We start from the raw sequence: 15094 nt of genomic DNA, 5'->3' as shown, positions 1-15094 counted from the left end.
TAACTTTTATGGTAACCAGAAAGGTTTAAAGGTTGACAGATCTGTTTTTTGTGCAGGCGCGCTCGAGTTACCATTCAATTCATCCTGTGGCCAAGGGTAGGTAAGCGGGAACTTTTTAGGTTGCGAAACTGTTACAGCAAGCTGTACCGGCTGGCTTGGGTTACCACCAACAGGTGGCTGTACCTTACCGCCCGGTGCCATGGCAGGGTTATTCGGGTCAAAAATTACAGGGAAACCTGTCCTTCTGTAATCTGTGTATGCGTCAACCGCAAAGCCAAAGCTCGAGATCCATTTCTGGGTCATGATCTGCTCGAGTTGTTGAGCCGGATTAGCATCGTATGCTGCCATTACTTTGTTTACGTAAGTAGTAGTTGCAGCTGCACCAACTAATGCCGGAACAGTTTGTGCTGTTGGTTTAACATACGTAGTAATTACATAATCAACTTGTTTCATTGATTCATTTATTGCAGCTAGTAACGTAGCCCTGGCATCGCCGGTAATTACACCGGTATTTATTAACTCTGCTTTCATATACAATACATCAGCATAAGTAATAAAACGATCTGGTGCAGCGCCTGTTCCGCTTCCGTTGACTGCTGTACCGCCTACGCCATCGTCATATTTTCCACCCGCAGGGTATATACCCTCCATCGACATATAATTTTGTTGCGATTGGCCTGCATTAGGGCCGGTTGAACCAAAATAGATAGATAAGAACTTGCCATCCCTATACTCACTAGGGTTAGGTGTAACAGTTGTTGTCTTGGCTAATTGCTGATAGATATAATAAGGGATACGCGGATCGGTAATACCTGTATAGATATTTGGATTGTATCCTTTTAAAATTTCATAAAACCATGGACTTATGTTAGTAGTACGCTGAGAAGCAAAGTATTGCGAATAAGCAGAGTTACGGTCATCAGTAGCAGCGTTAGGGCCATGTGGCAATAAAAAGCTTTCTGCAGTAGTACTTATCAGTTTATTAGCTGTTATTAACGCGTTAACATCAGCGGTAACATTGGTCACTTTTCTTTGTTGCAAAAGCATTTTTAGTTTAATGGTATTCGCGGCTTTTTCCCACTTAGCAGTGCTGCCTCCGTAGATCAGATCATCAGTACCAGGCTTGTTAACGTTAGTAGCGGTAGTACCGGTAACATCAGCTATGCCTTTATTAAGCAAGGTGATTAACTGCGGATAAATATCCTTACCCAGGTCAAACTTTGGGTTGGTTATGCCATCAGAAACAAGTTTGTTAACCTGGCTATATGGCACATCGCCATACACATCTACTAATATGCTGTAAGCGTAAGCTTTAAGTATCTCGCCAATACCGGCATATTGCAGGTTACCATTTTTGGTACCCTCAGCAATAAGGAAATCTGCATTGGTAAGTACATTAGTGTAAAACCCACCCCAGCCAACGTCATTGCCGGTTAAGCCATATCCATTAGGGGTTTCACGTACGGTTATACGGTGCATATAAACCTCCAAACCATACGACAGGCCGCTTTGATTAACAGCACTCGCTAAATTTCTTTCAATGCCTGTAAGCAAGTGCCCTTCTGACACTGCTGTTGGGGCATACGGATTGGTATTAATATCCAATGTCTTCTTGCACGATGTCATCAGTACAAGTGCAGGAATTATATATTTTAATTTACGTATCATATCTTTATTTTTATTAGAACGTTAGAGTAAGGTTAAATCCATAGCGTTTAACTGTGGGCGCCGTAGAAAGTTCTATACCTTGGTTGTTTCCGTCGCCAAAAGTGCTGGTCTCAGGGTCAAAATTAGTTCCTTTAGGTACATTAGGCGCAAAGAACCAAAGGTTACGGCCTGTTAAGCTAAAACGAACTGAACCAAAAGGTGATTTTTTTATCAGGCTTTTAGGAAGGTTATAGCCAAGGCTTACCTCTCTTAACCTGTAAACAGTACCATCATAAATGGCCATTTCCTGAGGACCGTTTGTGGCAAAACTATTACCAAAATATAAATCGTTGGAAGCTACGCGGGTTGTGTTTTGTATTTTGTTTCCGCTTGCATCCAATAGTGATTTATACGTGTTTGCATCGCCATAAACACCCGGTAATACCCAGGTAGTTTGCCTGTCTTCGGTGATTTTAGCTACACCACGTCCTAACTCGTTTACGATAGTTGTTGAGTAAACAGAACCGCCTTGGGTATAATCAATCAAAGCAGACAAAGTGATACCCTTAACAGTTACGGTGTTGGTTACACCCAACTTGTACTTAGGGTTTGGATTACCGATATAAGCAGGATCTTTAGCAGTAATTAAAAGGCCGGTAGATTTTTCTATCAAGAAATTACCCTGATCGTCACGTGCGGCAACAGAACCCCTGAAGTAACCATAAGGCATCCCTGGTTCGGCGTATCCTAAGTAACCAAGAGGAAAGCTTTTTAAACCTGCTATTAAGCTGGTAACAGTGTTCTTATTGTTAGTTAACGCTGCACTAATTGTCCATGTAACAGAGCGTGAAACAACCGGTTTAACAGTTAACTGAACCTCGATACCTTTGTTATTGATACTACCAAGGTTGGTATAGTAACTTGAATAACCGGTACTGGTTGGAGTTGTAATTGGATAAATCAGGTTAGTTGAGTTTTTATTATAGTAAGTGAAATCTAAGTTGATTCTTTGTTGGAAGAAGCTTAACTCAGTACCTAACTCTACCTCTTTAGTAAACTCTGGTTTCAAATTAGGATCATATGCTCTTGAACTGATACCTAAAGATGGTAACCCTAAATAATTAGAATTATAACCAAAAGAAGCGGTCAGGTTATAAGGATCAGCATCCCTACCTACTTTTGCCCAGCTTGCCCTTAACTTACCGTAATCCAATACGTTGCTCTTAATTCCCAAGGCATCTGTAAATATAAATGTACCTGATATTGCTGGGTAAAAATAGCTTCGGTTAGAAACCGGCAATGTTGATGACCAGTCGTTACGGCCGGTAGCGGTAATAAACGCGTAGTCTTTGTAACCAATAGTTGCCTCAGCAAATACACCCAAAATTCTTCTTCTTGAATAGCTATCCTCGCCGATTAATTTTTGTACTGTATTTGCTAACGTGTAATAACCACGTTCTACAAATTGATTACCAACATTCGTTAAGTCGGTAACTGTACGCTGGTTAAAGTTAGCTCCCAATAAACCATTCAGGGTAAAATCACCTTGAATTTTTGGATGCAGGTTCAACAGGAATGTTGATTCAATTTCCTGTTTACGGTAAGCGTCTACCACTAAACTGCCTAATCCACCGGCAGCCCTTGAACTAATTTCAGTGATCTGACGGCGATTATTTATAAATGTGTTAGTACCTAACGCGTACGAAGCGTTTAACCATTTGGTAATATCATAATCTAACTTCATGTTAGCGATAAAACGCTCGGCGTTAGTAGTATTGGTGTTATACTTTGCAGACCATATTGGGTTATCAAACTGGCCGGCACCTGCATAAATAATACTGTTACCTTTTTTATCTTGATATGGTAAGGTCAAATCCCAGTTACGGCCTAACAACAAAGTACGTGAGAATAATGATGGCGCACCGCTTTGTGTTTCACCAAAATCACCACCCACCTGATCTGTACTGGCATAACTTAAGTTACCATGTACAGTTAAACCATTGGCCAGTTTTGAACTACCACCTACAGATATATTTGAACGTTTAAAGTTTTGGTTGATCATGTAACCATTTTGGTTTAACTGGGAAGCAGTTAAAACAAAAGAGTTTTTTTCGTCACCGCCGTTAATGCTAACAGAGTTTTCATAAACGCTACCGTTTTTAAACAGGTTTTTTATGTTATCCGGTTGTGCAACATAAGGCACTGTACCATTAGGAAATAATTCAGGGTAAGCAGCAAGATAAGCAGACCATGCCGGTATAGTTTTAGTAGAACCACCAAATGCAGGGCCCCATGAACCATTTGATTCTGAGTAGTTACCAAATGAACCTGTACCATAGCTATTTTGCACATCAGGCAAGGCAGCGATCTTCTCTATAGAAGCAGAGCTTTTCAGAACAACCTCTAAACCTTTTTTGCTTCTTGATGCGCTACCGCTTTTAGTAGTTATCAAAATTACACCGTTTGATGCACGTGAACCATATAATGCAGCAGCACCAGAACCTTTTAACACCTGCACATCGGCAATGTCGTTAGGGTCAATGTTTCCAATACCACTACCGTAAGCACCACCACCTGTTGTCTGGCTGGAGGTAACTACGATATCATTACTGTATGGCACACCATCAACCACGATAAGTGGTTGAGAATCTCCACTGAATGACGTATTACCACGTATCTGGATACGTGTTGAAGCGCCGGGGGTACCTTCTGATGAACGAATATCAACACCTGCTACTTTACCTTCCATTGCTTTTAACAAATCGGGCTCAGATACCTGGGTAATTTGATCGTTGGTAACTTTACCAATGCTTGAACCAAGAGAGCGGGCCTCTCTTTTAACACCAAAAGATGTTACCACAACCTCGTTCAACTGTCTGTTGTCCTGAGCAAGGGATACATTAATGACATTTTTGCCCGCAACAGAAACCTCTTGCGATAAATAAGAAATGAAAGAGAATACAAGTGTTGAGCCAGCCGGCGCACTTATAGAGAATTTACCATTCACATCGGTTGGCACTCCAACACCTGTGCCTTTGATTTTTACTGTTACTCCCGGAATGGGTAGGCCGTCATCTTTGGCGGTAACCGTACCAGTAACAGTACGGTTTTGTGCAAATACTTGTGTTACGCATAACACCAGGAAACACAAACTTACTAGTAGAAGTTTTTTCATGTTTGTTAATAATAAGATCAGTTAATAGTTAATTAATTATAAAAGTAATGTTCCGCTATCAAATTCACAAATTAAATCAAACAAAAAACAAACTTTTTTTTTCGAAAAGTGCATTTTTCTTTAAAATAAAAATATTTTTAGTACTATGTATTGCATAATACAGTTTAAAACATATATCTTTGCAATATGATTACTGAAAATACACAAACCCAAATGCGTAAGGGTATACTGGAGTACTGTATACTCTCTATCATCGCCCGCGATGAAACCTACGCGTCTGATATAATTGCCGAGCTTAAAAAGGCACAACTACTTGTGGTTGAGGGTACTTTATATCCATTATTAACCCGTTTAAAAAACAACGGCTTGCTAACTTATAACTGGGTCGAGTCCACATCAGGCCCGCCACGCAAGTATTACGCGCTATCTGACGAGGGCCAAAAAACGCTTGAGCAACTGGACAGAACGTGGCAGGAACTATCATTTGCCGTACAAACAGCAATCGGAAAAAAGAAATAACCCAAACCGTTAAAAAAATTATATCATGAACAAAACAATCATTATAAACATAAACGGCATCGTTTTTCATATTGAAGAGGATGCTTACGAGATGTTAAAAAATTATATGACGGATGTAAAACGTCATTTCCTGAACTCGGCCGACAGCCATGAGATCACCACGGATATTGAAAACCGCATTGCCGAGATGTTCTCTGAAATGTTAGTCAACGAGAACAAACAGGTTATTGTTGAGCAGGATGTTAAACATGTTGTTGAGCAAATGGGTACAGTTGAGGATTTTGAAAATGCCGAGCAGGATGCACCCTCAGCACAGCAAAATAGCTATGCGTATGGCAATAGCGGCTCGCGCACATTATTCCGCGATCCGGACGATCACCTACTGGGTGGAGTTTGCGCGGGCCTGGGTAATTACTTTGATATACAAACCATTTGGGTGCGGTTGCTATTTGCGATAGCGATAGTATTTTTTGGCACAGGCTTTTTCCTATATGTTATATTGTGGATAGTAATACCTAAAGCTATTACTCGTGCCGACCGCATGGCCATGAAGGGCGAGAAGCTAAACCTGCAGGGATTTAAAAACAATTTCGAAGAAGAATTAAGCGCTGTACGCAGCCATTTAACCAATCTGCAGGACGAAGCAAAACCATTGATCTATAAACTTAGAGATTTTATAAGCGAGTTCTTTTTTCATCTGGGCAAGTTTATTAAAGGCATGGGTAAAGTATTTGTTAAAGTGTTTGGTATATTAATATTGCTTACCTGCCTGGGCTTTGGTATATTCTTAATTGTTTGCCTGGCTATGATAACCCTGTGGGCTGATACGCATAACCACCTGTTTCCTTTTGGGTTAATGGTTAATCAATACGCCAATTATATATACTTCTCTGGCTTTGTGGTGGCATTTATACCGTTGCTGGCTATTTTCCTGCTAACATTAAAGGCTATATTTAATACGCGTACTTTAGATAAGTCTATAGGCTCGGTAATATTTGTGGGATGGTTGTTTGCCGTTGGTGTGCTGGTATTTTACGGGTCGAAGATTGCAGCTGGTTTTAGGTCGTCAGCTAGCTTTAACCAAACCATTGCCTTATCTACTCCATCAAAAAACACTTACTACTTAAAACTGAATGACGTAAAATACTTTACGCATGATGATAGCCTGCGTTTAAACATGCAAGCAAACTTTAAAAACATTGTGATCACTAACGATAATGATTTTGATGATTTTGAACGAAACAACTTATCTATCCACATAGAAAAGAGCGATGTTAGCCAACCGGTATTGGTTGAAACCATACGTGCTAAAGGCAGCCATTATGAAGACGCTTTATTAAATGCACGTAATACCAAATACATATTTACACAGCAAGATTCTGTTTTAAAATTTGATCGCTACTTACAACGCTTGCCGGGTAACTCATGGCATGACCAGGAGATCGAGGTTACGTTAAAAGTGCCATTAAACTCAATTGTAATAATTGATAACAGGCTGAGCGATTTTGTAAGAGACGGCATTGATATATATCGTTGTAAAGAAAAAAACAAAATGCCCGATGCGACATCGGCACCATTTATAATGACAACCAATGGTTTGGAGTGCAAAGTTGATACGCTTGTTACCGCTGCACCGAAACCGGATAGTACCAAAACATTAAAAGTAAAATAGTGAAGGCGTTTGCTATATATCTGAGGTATATAAGTCTGCTGCTTTGCGGCGGGCTTATATTAACCTTGTATGTAAATCTTCGCCAACCCAACACGACCGTAAATAATATCCCAGTAAAAACTGTGGTCCACAACAGGTTTAATAAAGCTATCCCCTTCTCTTTTTACAATGACGTCGTAGTTATTTTAGTGCCTGCATTAAAAAGTTAAAATAGTTTGTAACCTTCCTGCGGGTTTTCGCATCTTATATAAAAAACATTTGCCACTGCCCAAAAACTATTGCTATGACAAACACTAACCTGCCACAAGCCGGTTAACAAACATCAAAAACTTAATTAACTATTTAAAAAGAACGAAACCTCTTTTACGGGATTGTTATTGCCCAAAACTTTATACGACATGAAAACAACTATTACTAAAATATATTATACACTGTTGCTTACCCTGATTAGTTTAAGCGCCACGCTTGCGCAAAGCACAACAAAAGTATCAGGCAAATTGGTAAACGATCAAGGCGCCGTAATAGACTATGCCACCGTGAGCTTATTAAAAGCAAAAGATTCGACCGTGGTTAAAGGCACCTTAACCAATGATGCCGGCGTTTACACTTTCGACAATATTAAACCCGGCGACTATATTGTAAAAGCCACCAACGTAGGCTATACAAAAACCGCCAGCGCTGTAATTAACTTAACTGCAGATAATGGCGGCATTAGTATCCCTGCCCTGGTAATGCACACCAATGTAAAAAATCTAAACGCGGTTAATATTCTTTCGACCAAACCTTTAATAGAACGTAAAATAGACCGCACGGTTATGAATGTGGAGAACAGCATCCTTGCCGCAGGTAACTCTGCTTTGGAGATCCTGGAAAGAGCTCCTGGCGTGAGTGTTGACAAAGACGATAACATAAGTCTTAAAGGCAAGCAAGGCGTAACCGTAATGATAAATGATAAATTAACTTACTTGTCATCAACTCAGTTAGCTACTTTACTTCGCTCAACAGATGGTACTACTATACAATCTATAGAGATCATTACCAATCCGTCTGCTAAATATGACGCGGCAGGTAACTCGGGCATTATCAATATCAGGTTAAAAAAGAATAAACAAAGCGGCACCAACGGCAGTATTAATGCAGGTGTAAGCCGCAGTAAAAACAACAAGGACAACCTGAGCTTAAACATCAATCATAAAGAAGGCAACCTTAATTTGTTTGGCACTTTTAGCCATGGGGATATCCCACGCTACCGCGGTATGAACCTTGACCGGGTAACCATCGATAGCACAGGCAAAAAAACCTATTTTAACCAGGCTACACAAATGCCACAGGTAAACCATTATAATAGCTATAATGCAGGTGCCGATCTGGACCTTACCAGTAACCATACTATTGGCGTGGTAGTAAGCGGGTATTCGACCACCGAGCATGATGGCAATTTTAATAGTACCAATATTAGTGCACAGCGTGGCACGGTTGATTCTTCGCTATACACCGCATCAACCATTAATCAATCTTATAAAAATATAGCTGTAAATCTAAACGATCGTTTAAAGCTGGACACCTTAGGGCAGGCTTTAAGTTTTGATTTGGATTATTCTAAATTTAACAATAACACCAACGCTGATTATAATACCGATTATTTTACAGCAAACGGCAGCATCCAACATGCCCCGCAATTGCTGCGCAACCAAACACCTTCGGTTATAGACATACGCAGCGGCAAGGTTGATTACACCAAACCACTAAATAAAAGCATGAAGCTGGAAGCCGGTGCAAAGCTTAGCCGTGTTAAAACAGACAATGACTTGCAGGCGCAAAAAGCCGTGGGCGGTGTTTATGTAAATGATACCAGCCGTACCAATCGGTTTGTATACACCGAAAAAATTAATGCGGCGTATGTAAACCTTAATAAAGAGTACACCAACGGATCGGTACAATTGGGCCTGCGGACAGAGTATACACAATCAAACGGTAAACTGATTGGCAGCACACCGGTTGACCGTAGTTACTTTGATTTTTTTCCGAGCGTTTTTATAAATCAAAACTTTGGCAAAAAGAATGAACTAGGACTGTCTTACAGTCGCCGTATTGATCGCCCTCAATATGATAATTTAAATCCGTTTGTGTATTACCTTGATCCATATACCTATAGTAAAGGTAACTCATTCTTAAAACCACAATACACCAACAACTTCGAGCTTAATTACACTTATAATAAAACCATTACAGTTACCTTGGGCTATGCCAGAACTACCGATGCTATAACAGAGATCATTTTAACTCAGGGCAATAAATCATTCCAAACCAATGATAACCTACAGGTGCAAAATAATTACAGCATTAACATTTACTCTCCATACACCATTACCAGCTGGTGGAACGGTAATTTTAACTTTAACGGGTTTTACCTGGGCTTTAAATCGAACAATATAAATGGTGGCAATATTGATAACGGCCAAAAGGCATTCGTTTTCAGGACCACCCAGTACTTATTATTCAGCGGGTTCAAGGGCGAAATTACCGGCGATTATCACTCATCATTAACTTATGGTATATATGAGATATTTCCACGTTATGGTATAAGCGCCGCGGTTGGCCGTTCATTTGCCAACAAAAAATTCAATGTCAAATTAGGGGTTGATGATATTTTTAATATGCGCCGTAATGATATTGACAGCCATTTACTAGGTAACGATTTTTCTATCCGCCAAAAAAGCGATACCCGTCTGGTAAAATTAAACTTTACCTACAATTTTGGCAACTCAACAATTAAAAAACGCGACCACCGTACCGGCGCCGAAGACGAAGCCGGCAGAGTAAGCGGGAATGGGAACTAAATAAGTTGGCAGTTAATAGTTTGCAGTTGGCAAGGTTTTCTGTTTAGCCAACTGCAAACTATCTACTGCAAACTGCTTACTGCACCATAAACACCGCGTTACCAAACATTAGCTTTCCGTTTTCCCAGAAACTGCGGAACAATGGGTCATCAACTATATAAACTACCGAGCCGCGGCCCATAGATTGTACGCCCAATAGCAGGCCGTCTTTAATTTTGTTTTTACTTTTCGCGCCTACAAAACCGGCAACATAGCCATCTTTTTTAACGGTGCCAACGTTCCAACCGCCATCACCTAAAAGCGAATACACATCTTCACTTAGTTTAAGTGTATAGTAATAGTCGGGATAGCCGAATCCTAGTGGATGGGTATTATCCAGTGTCATTTTATAAATAGCGCCCGGAACGGTGGTTTTAATAAAATCGCGGACACGATCTCCATATAATTTTACTGATGGCTTATCTTTTACCGTATCTGCATCTTTCCTTTTAATATCGAACCCTTTTTTGCCGGCCAGTTGCGCAACCGCGTCCTGCAAAACAATTAGCTTACCACCATCTTTTACCCAGCCTTGCAATTTGTCTGACGGGAAATCATCATAATTACCGTCCGGGAAAATGATCTCATCAAAGTCGCCCAGCTTTGCGTGGTTAAGGTTTTTATAATTAACCAGTGTAACCGGGTAACCAATCTGCTGCTCAAAAAAGTGCCATATCTCGCCCATCGCTTCCGAATTTACACCTTCGCCGCTAACCAGCATTACTTTTGGCGGATGTATAAAATGGATGGAGCCCGATCCCAAATCAACGCCCTTATCTACAAAACCTGTTGTTAGCGGGGTAATTTCCACACCGATCTCATTAGCGGCGCCACGCACACTATCATCAAATTTAGCATCGACATTACCGGCCCTGGTTATAATTAATGACCCGGCACCAAACTGCTTGCCAGCGGCTTCAAACGGCGCTTCGGCATATCTAACCTTTAAATTCTTTTTTAGCAACTCGCTTAAAAACTTAACATCATTTACTGATTGCCAGGGTGCAACATAAGCATACGCATGTGGCGTGGTTTGAGCCGGCGGCGGCGCTAACGTTACATCAACTATTTGTTGGCCAGCCCCTTGCTTTACAGCTTCTTTTAGGCCATATGCCCGTAAGCCATAAGCGTAAGGTAATGACCAGGCGGTAATATCATAGGTGTTCGAGTCGGCAACAAAAGTTTTAGGCTCCAGCAGCACATTTAGCAATACCGATTTTGGCTGATAAGCACTTATGGTAATATCACGGCTGTCAATATCAAATTGTTCTGTCTTGCCTTTAAAATAACTGTAGCCTGTGGCTGTGCTTTTTACACCTAATCTATATTGGATACCGTTTTTGCGTAATAATCTGGTAAGGGCCTGCATTCTATAGTCATTATCATTTTTAATAACATAGCCCCGGTATTCGCCGGTTGGGTTGGTACGGCTGTTATCAAAATACTTTTTAAATTCCTCAACCGCTTTTGCGGCGTTGGCCGATGCGGTTTCGATAGTGCTTAAACTATTAGAATGATGATGTGCAATCCGGTCTTTCAAAGTCAATACATCGCCCATGCGGGTAGTAATTGCCAGGCCTGCGCCAATACCACCCTGTTCGTATGTCATGCCGATAGAACCGTTATAAATAGGATAGGTATCGCCGTACGATGGATAAAGCAAATCAAACTCCTCCTTGGTAAAATACAGCCAGCCATTTTGATCAAAATACTTGGCGTTGTTTTTCCCTATAGTAGTCTGAAACTCTTTTTGCCATTTGGTAATGTCTTTATGAAAAGGCTCGGCAGCCGGAGCAAAATAATACGGATCATTATAGCCCTGCTCATGGAAATCAACATGTACCTGTGGCAACCACGAGTTATATAAGCCTACCCGTGCCTGCGTTTCTTTTTGTGTTTGCCATGCCCAGTCGCGGTTCAGATCAAAATAATAATGGTTTACCCTGCCGCCCGGCCATGGCTCAATATGCTCGCGTGCTGATGGGTTAGGATCTGGCGCGGCTCCCTTCATCGAATTATAAAAATTTACGTAACGCTCATGCCCGTCAGGGTTTAAGCAGGGATCAATAACCACAATTGTATTTGCCAGCCAGGCTTTGGTACGGTTATTAGCCGGATCAACCATATCAAACAAAGTTTGCATAGCCGCCTCAATTGATGATGGCTCGTTACCATGTACATTATAGCTTAACCAAACTATTACCGGGGTGTTTAAATTAATGGCCGCGGTGGCATTATCGCCTAAACCTGCAAGGCTTAAATTATTTTTACGGATTTCTTCCAATCTACCAATGTTTGCATCGGATGCGATAAACATAGCCATCAGCGGACGGCCCTCATTAGTGGTGCCATATTGTACCAGCTTTACATTTTTTGATAATGTGGCTACATATTTAAAATATTCGGCAACCCGGTGTTGATAGGTAAATTGGGTACCCAACTCGTAGCCCAGGAACTCTGAAGGCGATTGGATTTTTTGGGCAAAGGATGCCATAGCAAAACATAACCCAATAAACAGTAATGGTAACTTTTTCGACATATAGAGTGAAGGTAATAATTTTTACGATTATCCTCACTCCCTGCCTCTTTCATTATTACCGGTATTGGGCGTTTAACGGGTAGTAATTTTTGCTATTTATCGGGTATCAAGCTTTTTGCCGGTAGTAAAAAACAAGGTTTATCGGGCATTGAGCATAATGCCGGTAGTAATTTTTGCTATTTATCGGGCATTAGCTGTAATACCGATAGTAATATTTTTAGTTAACTAGTTGTAAAAGAACGATTTAAAGAATTTAATCACTCATGCCTCAAATGCAATTGCACCCTCGCATTGTGCAGAATTTGCAGATGATCTTGCCAGGCGATCATATACAAATATACGAAATTTGGAAATCAATAACTAGTGCCCCCTTATGAAAGCGGATACAACAGTAATTAGGGAGGCATAATTAGCAAAAAATTCTTAAATCGGTTCATCCAAAATCTGCACATTTGCATATCTTCATATCAGCACATTAACACACCACATGACACCCAACCAGGCCCTGCAAAAATATTTTGGATACAGCGAGTTCAGGCATGAGCAGGAAGCCATTATAGAACATGTTTTAAGTGGCGGGGATGTAATGGCGTTAATGCCAACAGGTGGCGGTAAATCACTATGCTATCAACTGCCTGCCGTACTATTAAATGGACTAACCATAGTTATATCGCCATTAATTGCGTTAATGAAGGACCAGGTGGATAGCCTGAACGTAGCAGGCATACCGGCAGCGTTTTTAAACTCATCACAAAGCCCGGATGAACAAAGCCGCATCATTACCAAACTCAATAGCAATCATATTAAGCTTTTATACCTGGCTCCCGAACGTTTGTTTGGATCAGGCAATAAGCTGGTTGATTTTCTAAGATCCTTGCCAGTACCCGTTGCACAAATAGCAATTGACGAAGCGCATTGTATATCGCATTGGGGCCATGATTTTAGGCCCGAGTATTTAATGCTGGCTGGATTAAAGGACCATTTCCCCAACATCCCGGTTATAGCCCTTACCGCTACTGCTGATAAGTTGACGCAGAAGGATATACTTGAAAAGCTAAATCTTAAAAATCCGCAGATCTTCATATCATCTTTTAACCGGGCCAATATAACTTATCGGGTTAATCCCAAAAGAAACAGCTTTGACCAGTTACTTGATTTTTTGGAGGATAGAAAAGACGAGTCGGGTATTATATATTGTTTGTCGCGCAAATCGGTTGAGGCCTTGGCTATTGATCTGAAAGCGCAAGGTTACTCGGCAGAGGCTTATCATGCCGGTTTGGACAATGCCCTAAAAGCTAAGAACCAGGAGGCATTTTTGCGTGATGATGTAAAGATCATCGTAGCGACTATCGCTTTCGGTATGGGTATCAATAAATCAAACGTGCGGTACGTGGTACACATGGATATGCCTAAAAACATTGAAGGCTATTACCAGGAAACCGGTCGCGCCGGGCGTGATGCGTTAGAATCGTCCGCGCTGTTGTTTTATTCGCCGGGCGATGCGATCAAACTAAAAAGCTTTGTAAGCATTGATGGTGACTCAGAGCAAACGCAGATCATGCTGAGCAAGCTCAATGATATGGCGAAGTATTGCCAGTTACCTACTTGTCGCCGTAAATATTTACTGAATTATTTTGATGAACAAGCGCCGGACCATTGCGGATCATGCGATGTTTGTTTGAGCGAGATCACTAAGTTTGATGGGACGTTGATAGCACAGAAAGCCCTATCGGCTGTATTTAGGCTGAAAGAGCGTTTCGGCAGCACTTACGTGATAGATTTTTTACGCGGATCAAAAAATGAAAAGATCCGTGAGGAACATAAAGAGCTAAAAACCTACGGCGTAGGCAAAGACCTAAGCAAAGCCGACTGGCAGCGCTACCTGCGCGAGTTGGTGGCCCTTGGCTACCTGCAATTTACCGAAACAGAATACCCGGTATTACAACTAACCACCAAAAGCCAGGCCGTTTTAAAAGGGTTGGAAAAAGTTGATCTGATAGCCACACAAACACTTGAAGAGCGACACACCGAAGCCCTGCCATTTGAAAACGATTTACTAAGCATATTAAAAAACACCCGCCGGGATATTGCCTTGCAGGAAAACGTGCCGGCCTATATCATCGTATCAGACGCTACGTTGATGGAAATTGCCACCTACCTGCCGCAGAGTTTAGATGAGCTGCGGTTTATATCAGGTTTTGGCGATGTTAAGCTGGCGCGATATGGCCGCGAATTTTTAGAGCCGGTTAAAGCTTATGCGCACGAGCGTGGCTTAAATTCAAAGATCGCCCAGAAAAGTAAAAAGCGTGAGCGCAAAGCTAAAACCGAACGCATAAGCACACCACGCGCCAGTGATACCCGCCGGGTAAGTTTAGAGCTTTATCAAAAAGATAAAACCATAGCCGAGATAGCCGCCGAGCGAGGACTTTCAGTATCGACAGTGGAAAGCCATTTGAGTCATTTCGTGCAATCGGGTGAGTTGGATGTTTCGGAGATGGTGCTACCTGATAAGATGCCCGCCATACAAGATGCAATTGAAAGTTACGGTGCCGATAGGTTAGCGCCTTTAAAGGAAATACTAGGTGCTGATTTTACTTATGGCGAAATAAAAGCTGTATTGGGTTGGATTAATAGAAATGAATAACTTTACCATATGTAACTTT

General features: G+C 41.2%; 7 protein-coding genes. 4 read left to right on the top strand and 3 right to left on the bottom strand.

Annotation, left to right across the window (positions count from 1 at the left end; genetic code table 11):
• Nucleotides 1–6 precede the first annotated feature (6 nt).
• Complete coding sequence (locus JWQ34_RS18150) at nt 7–1668, bottom strand: SusD/RagB family nutrient-binding outer membrane lipoprotein (RefSeq protein WP_299359755.1); 1662 nt, start codon at nt 1666–1668, stop codon at nt 7–9.
• Nucleotides 1669–1681: 13 nt separating this feature from the next.
• A complete protein-coding gene (locus tag JWQ34_RS18145; protein ID WP_299359753.1) occupies nt 1682–4822 on the bottom strand; it encodes a SusC/RagA family TonB-linked outer membrane protein in 3141 nt (1046 codons plus the stop codon).
• 186 nt (nt 4823–5008) lie between these two features.
• Here JWQ34_RS18145 and JWQ34_RS18140 point away from each other — a divergent pair, with 186 nt between their 5' ends.
• The 3 genes from JWQ34_RS18140 (at nt 5009) to JWQ34_RS18130 (ending at nt 9853) form a co-directional block, all read left to right on the top strand.
• On the top strand, nt 5009–5341 hold the full coding sequence (locus JWQ34_RS18140; RefSeq protein ID WP_299359751.1) for a PadR family transcriptional regulator: 333 nt from the start codon (nt 5009–5011) through the stop codon (nt 5339–5341).
• 25 nt (nt 5342–5366) lie between these two features.
• The gene (locus JWQ34_RS18135; protein WP_299359749.1) at nt 5367–7013 is read left to right on the top strand and encodes a PspC domain-containing protein; all 1647 of its coding nucleotides are present in this window, start codon (nt 5367–5369) and stop codon (nt 7011–7013) included.
• A gap of 398 nt (nt 7014–7411) precedes the next feature.
• A complete protein-coding gene (locus JWQ34_RS18130) occupies nt 7412–9853 on the top strand; it encodes an outer membrane beta-barrel family protein (RefSeq protein WP_299359747.1) in 2442 nt (813 codons plus the stop codon).
• Nucleotides 9854–9929: 76 nt separating this feature from the next.
• Here JWQ34_RS18130 and JWQ34_RS18125 read toward each other — a convergent pair whose 3' ends face one another.
• Nucleotides 9930–12431, bottom strand: a complete 2502-nt coding sequence (locus JWQ34_RS18125) for a M14 metallopeptidase family protein (protein WP_299359744.1) — start codon at nt 12429–12431, stop codon at nt 9930–9932.
• Nucleotides 12432–12918: 487 nt separating this feature from the next.
• Between JWQ34_RS18125 and recQ the strand changes: the two genes are divergently transcribed.
• The gene (recQ, locus tag JWQ34_RS18120; RefSeq protein ID WP_299359742.1) at nt 12919–15075 is read left to right on the top strand and encodes a DNA helicase RecQ; all 2157 of its coding nucleotides are present in this window, start codon (nt 12919–12921) and stop codon (nt 15073–15075) included.
• Nucleotides 15076–15094 lie beyond the last annotated feature (19 nt).

It is taken from the genome of Mucilaginibacter sp. (assembly GCF_028288185.1).
In the GTDB taxonomy this organism is placed as follows: Bacteria; Bacteroidota; Bacteroidia; order Sphingobacteriales; family Sphingobacteriaceae; genus Mucilaginibacter.
This window is presented reverse-complemented; position numbering and strand designations above follow the sequence as displayed.

Excerpts from the sequence above, each read along its gene's own strand:
- JWQ34_RS18150 (WP_299359755.1), bottom strand. The coding sequence starts at position 1,668 with ATGATACGTAAATTAAAATATATAATTCCTGCACTTGTACTGATGACA.
- JWQ34_RS18145 (WP_299359753.1), bottom strand. The coding sequence starts at position 4,822 with ATGAAAAAACTTCTACTAGTAAGTTTGTGTTTCCTGGTGTTATGCGTA.
- JWQ34_RS18140 (WP_299359751.1), top strand. The coding sequence starts at position 5,009 with ATGATTACTGAAAATACACAAACCCAAATGCGTAAGGGTATACTGGAG.
- JWQ34_RS18135 (WP_299359749.1), top strand. The coding sequence starts at position 5,367 with ATGAACAAAACAATCATTATAAACATAAACGGCATCGTTTTTCATATT.
- JWQ34_RS18130 (WP_299359747.1), top strand. The coding sequence starts at position 7,412 with ATGAAAACAACTATTACTAAAATATATTATACACTGTTGCTTACCCTG.
- JWQ34_RS18125 (WP_299359744.1), bottom strand. The coding sequence starts at position 12,431 with ATGTCGAAAAAGTTACCATTACTGTTTATTGGGTTATGTTTTGCTATG.
- recQ (WP_299359742.1), top strand. The coding sequence starts at position 12,919 with ATGACACCCAACCAGGCCCTGCAAAAATATTTTGGATACAGCGAGTTC.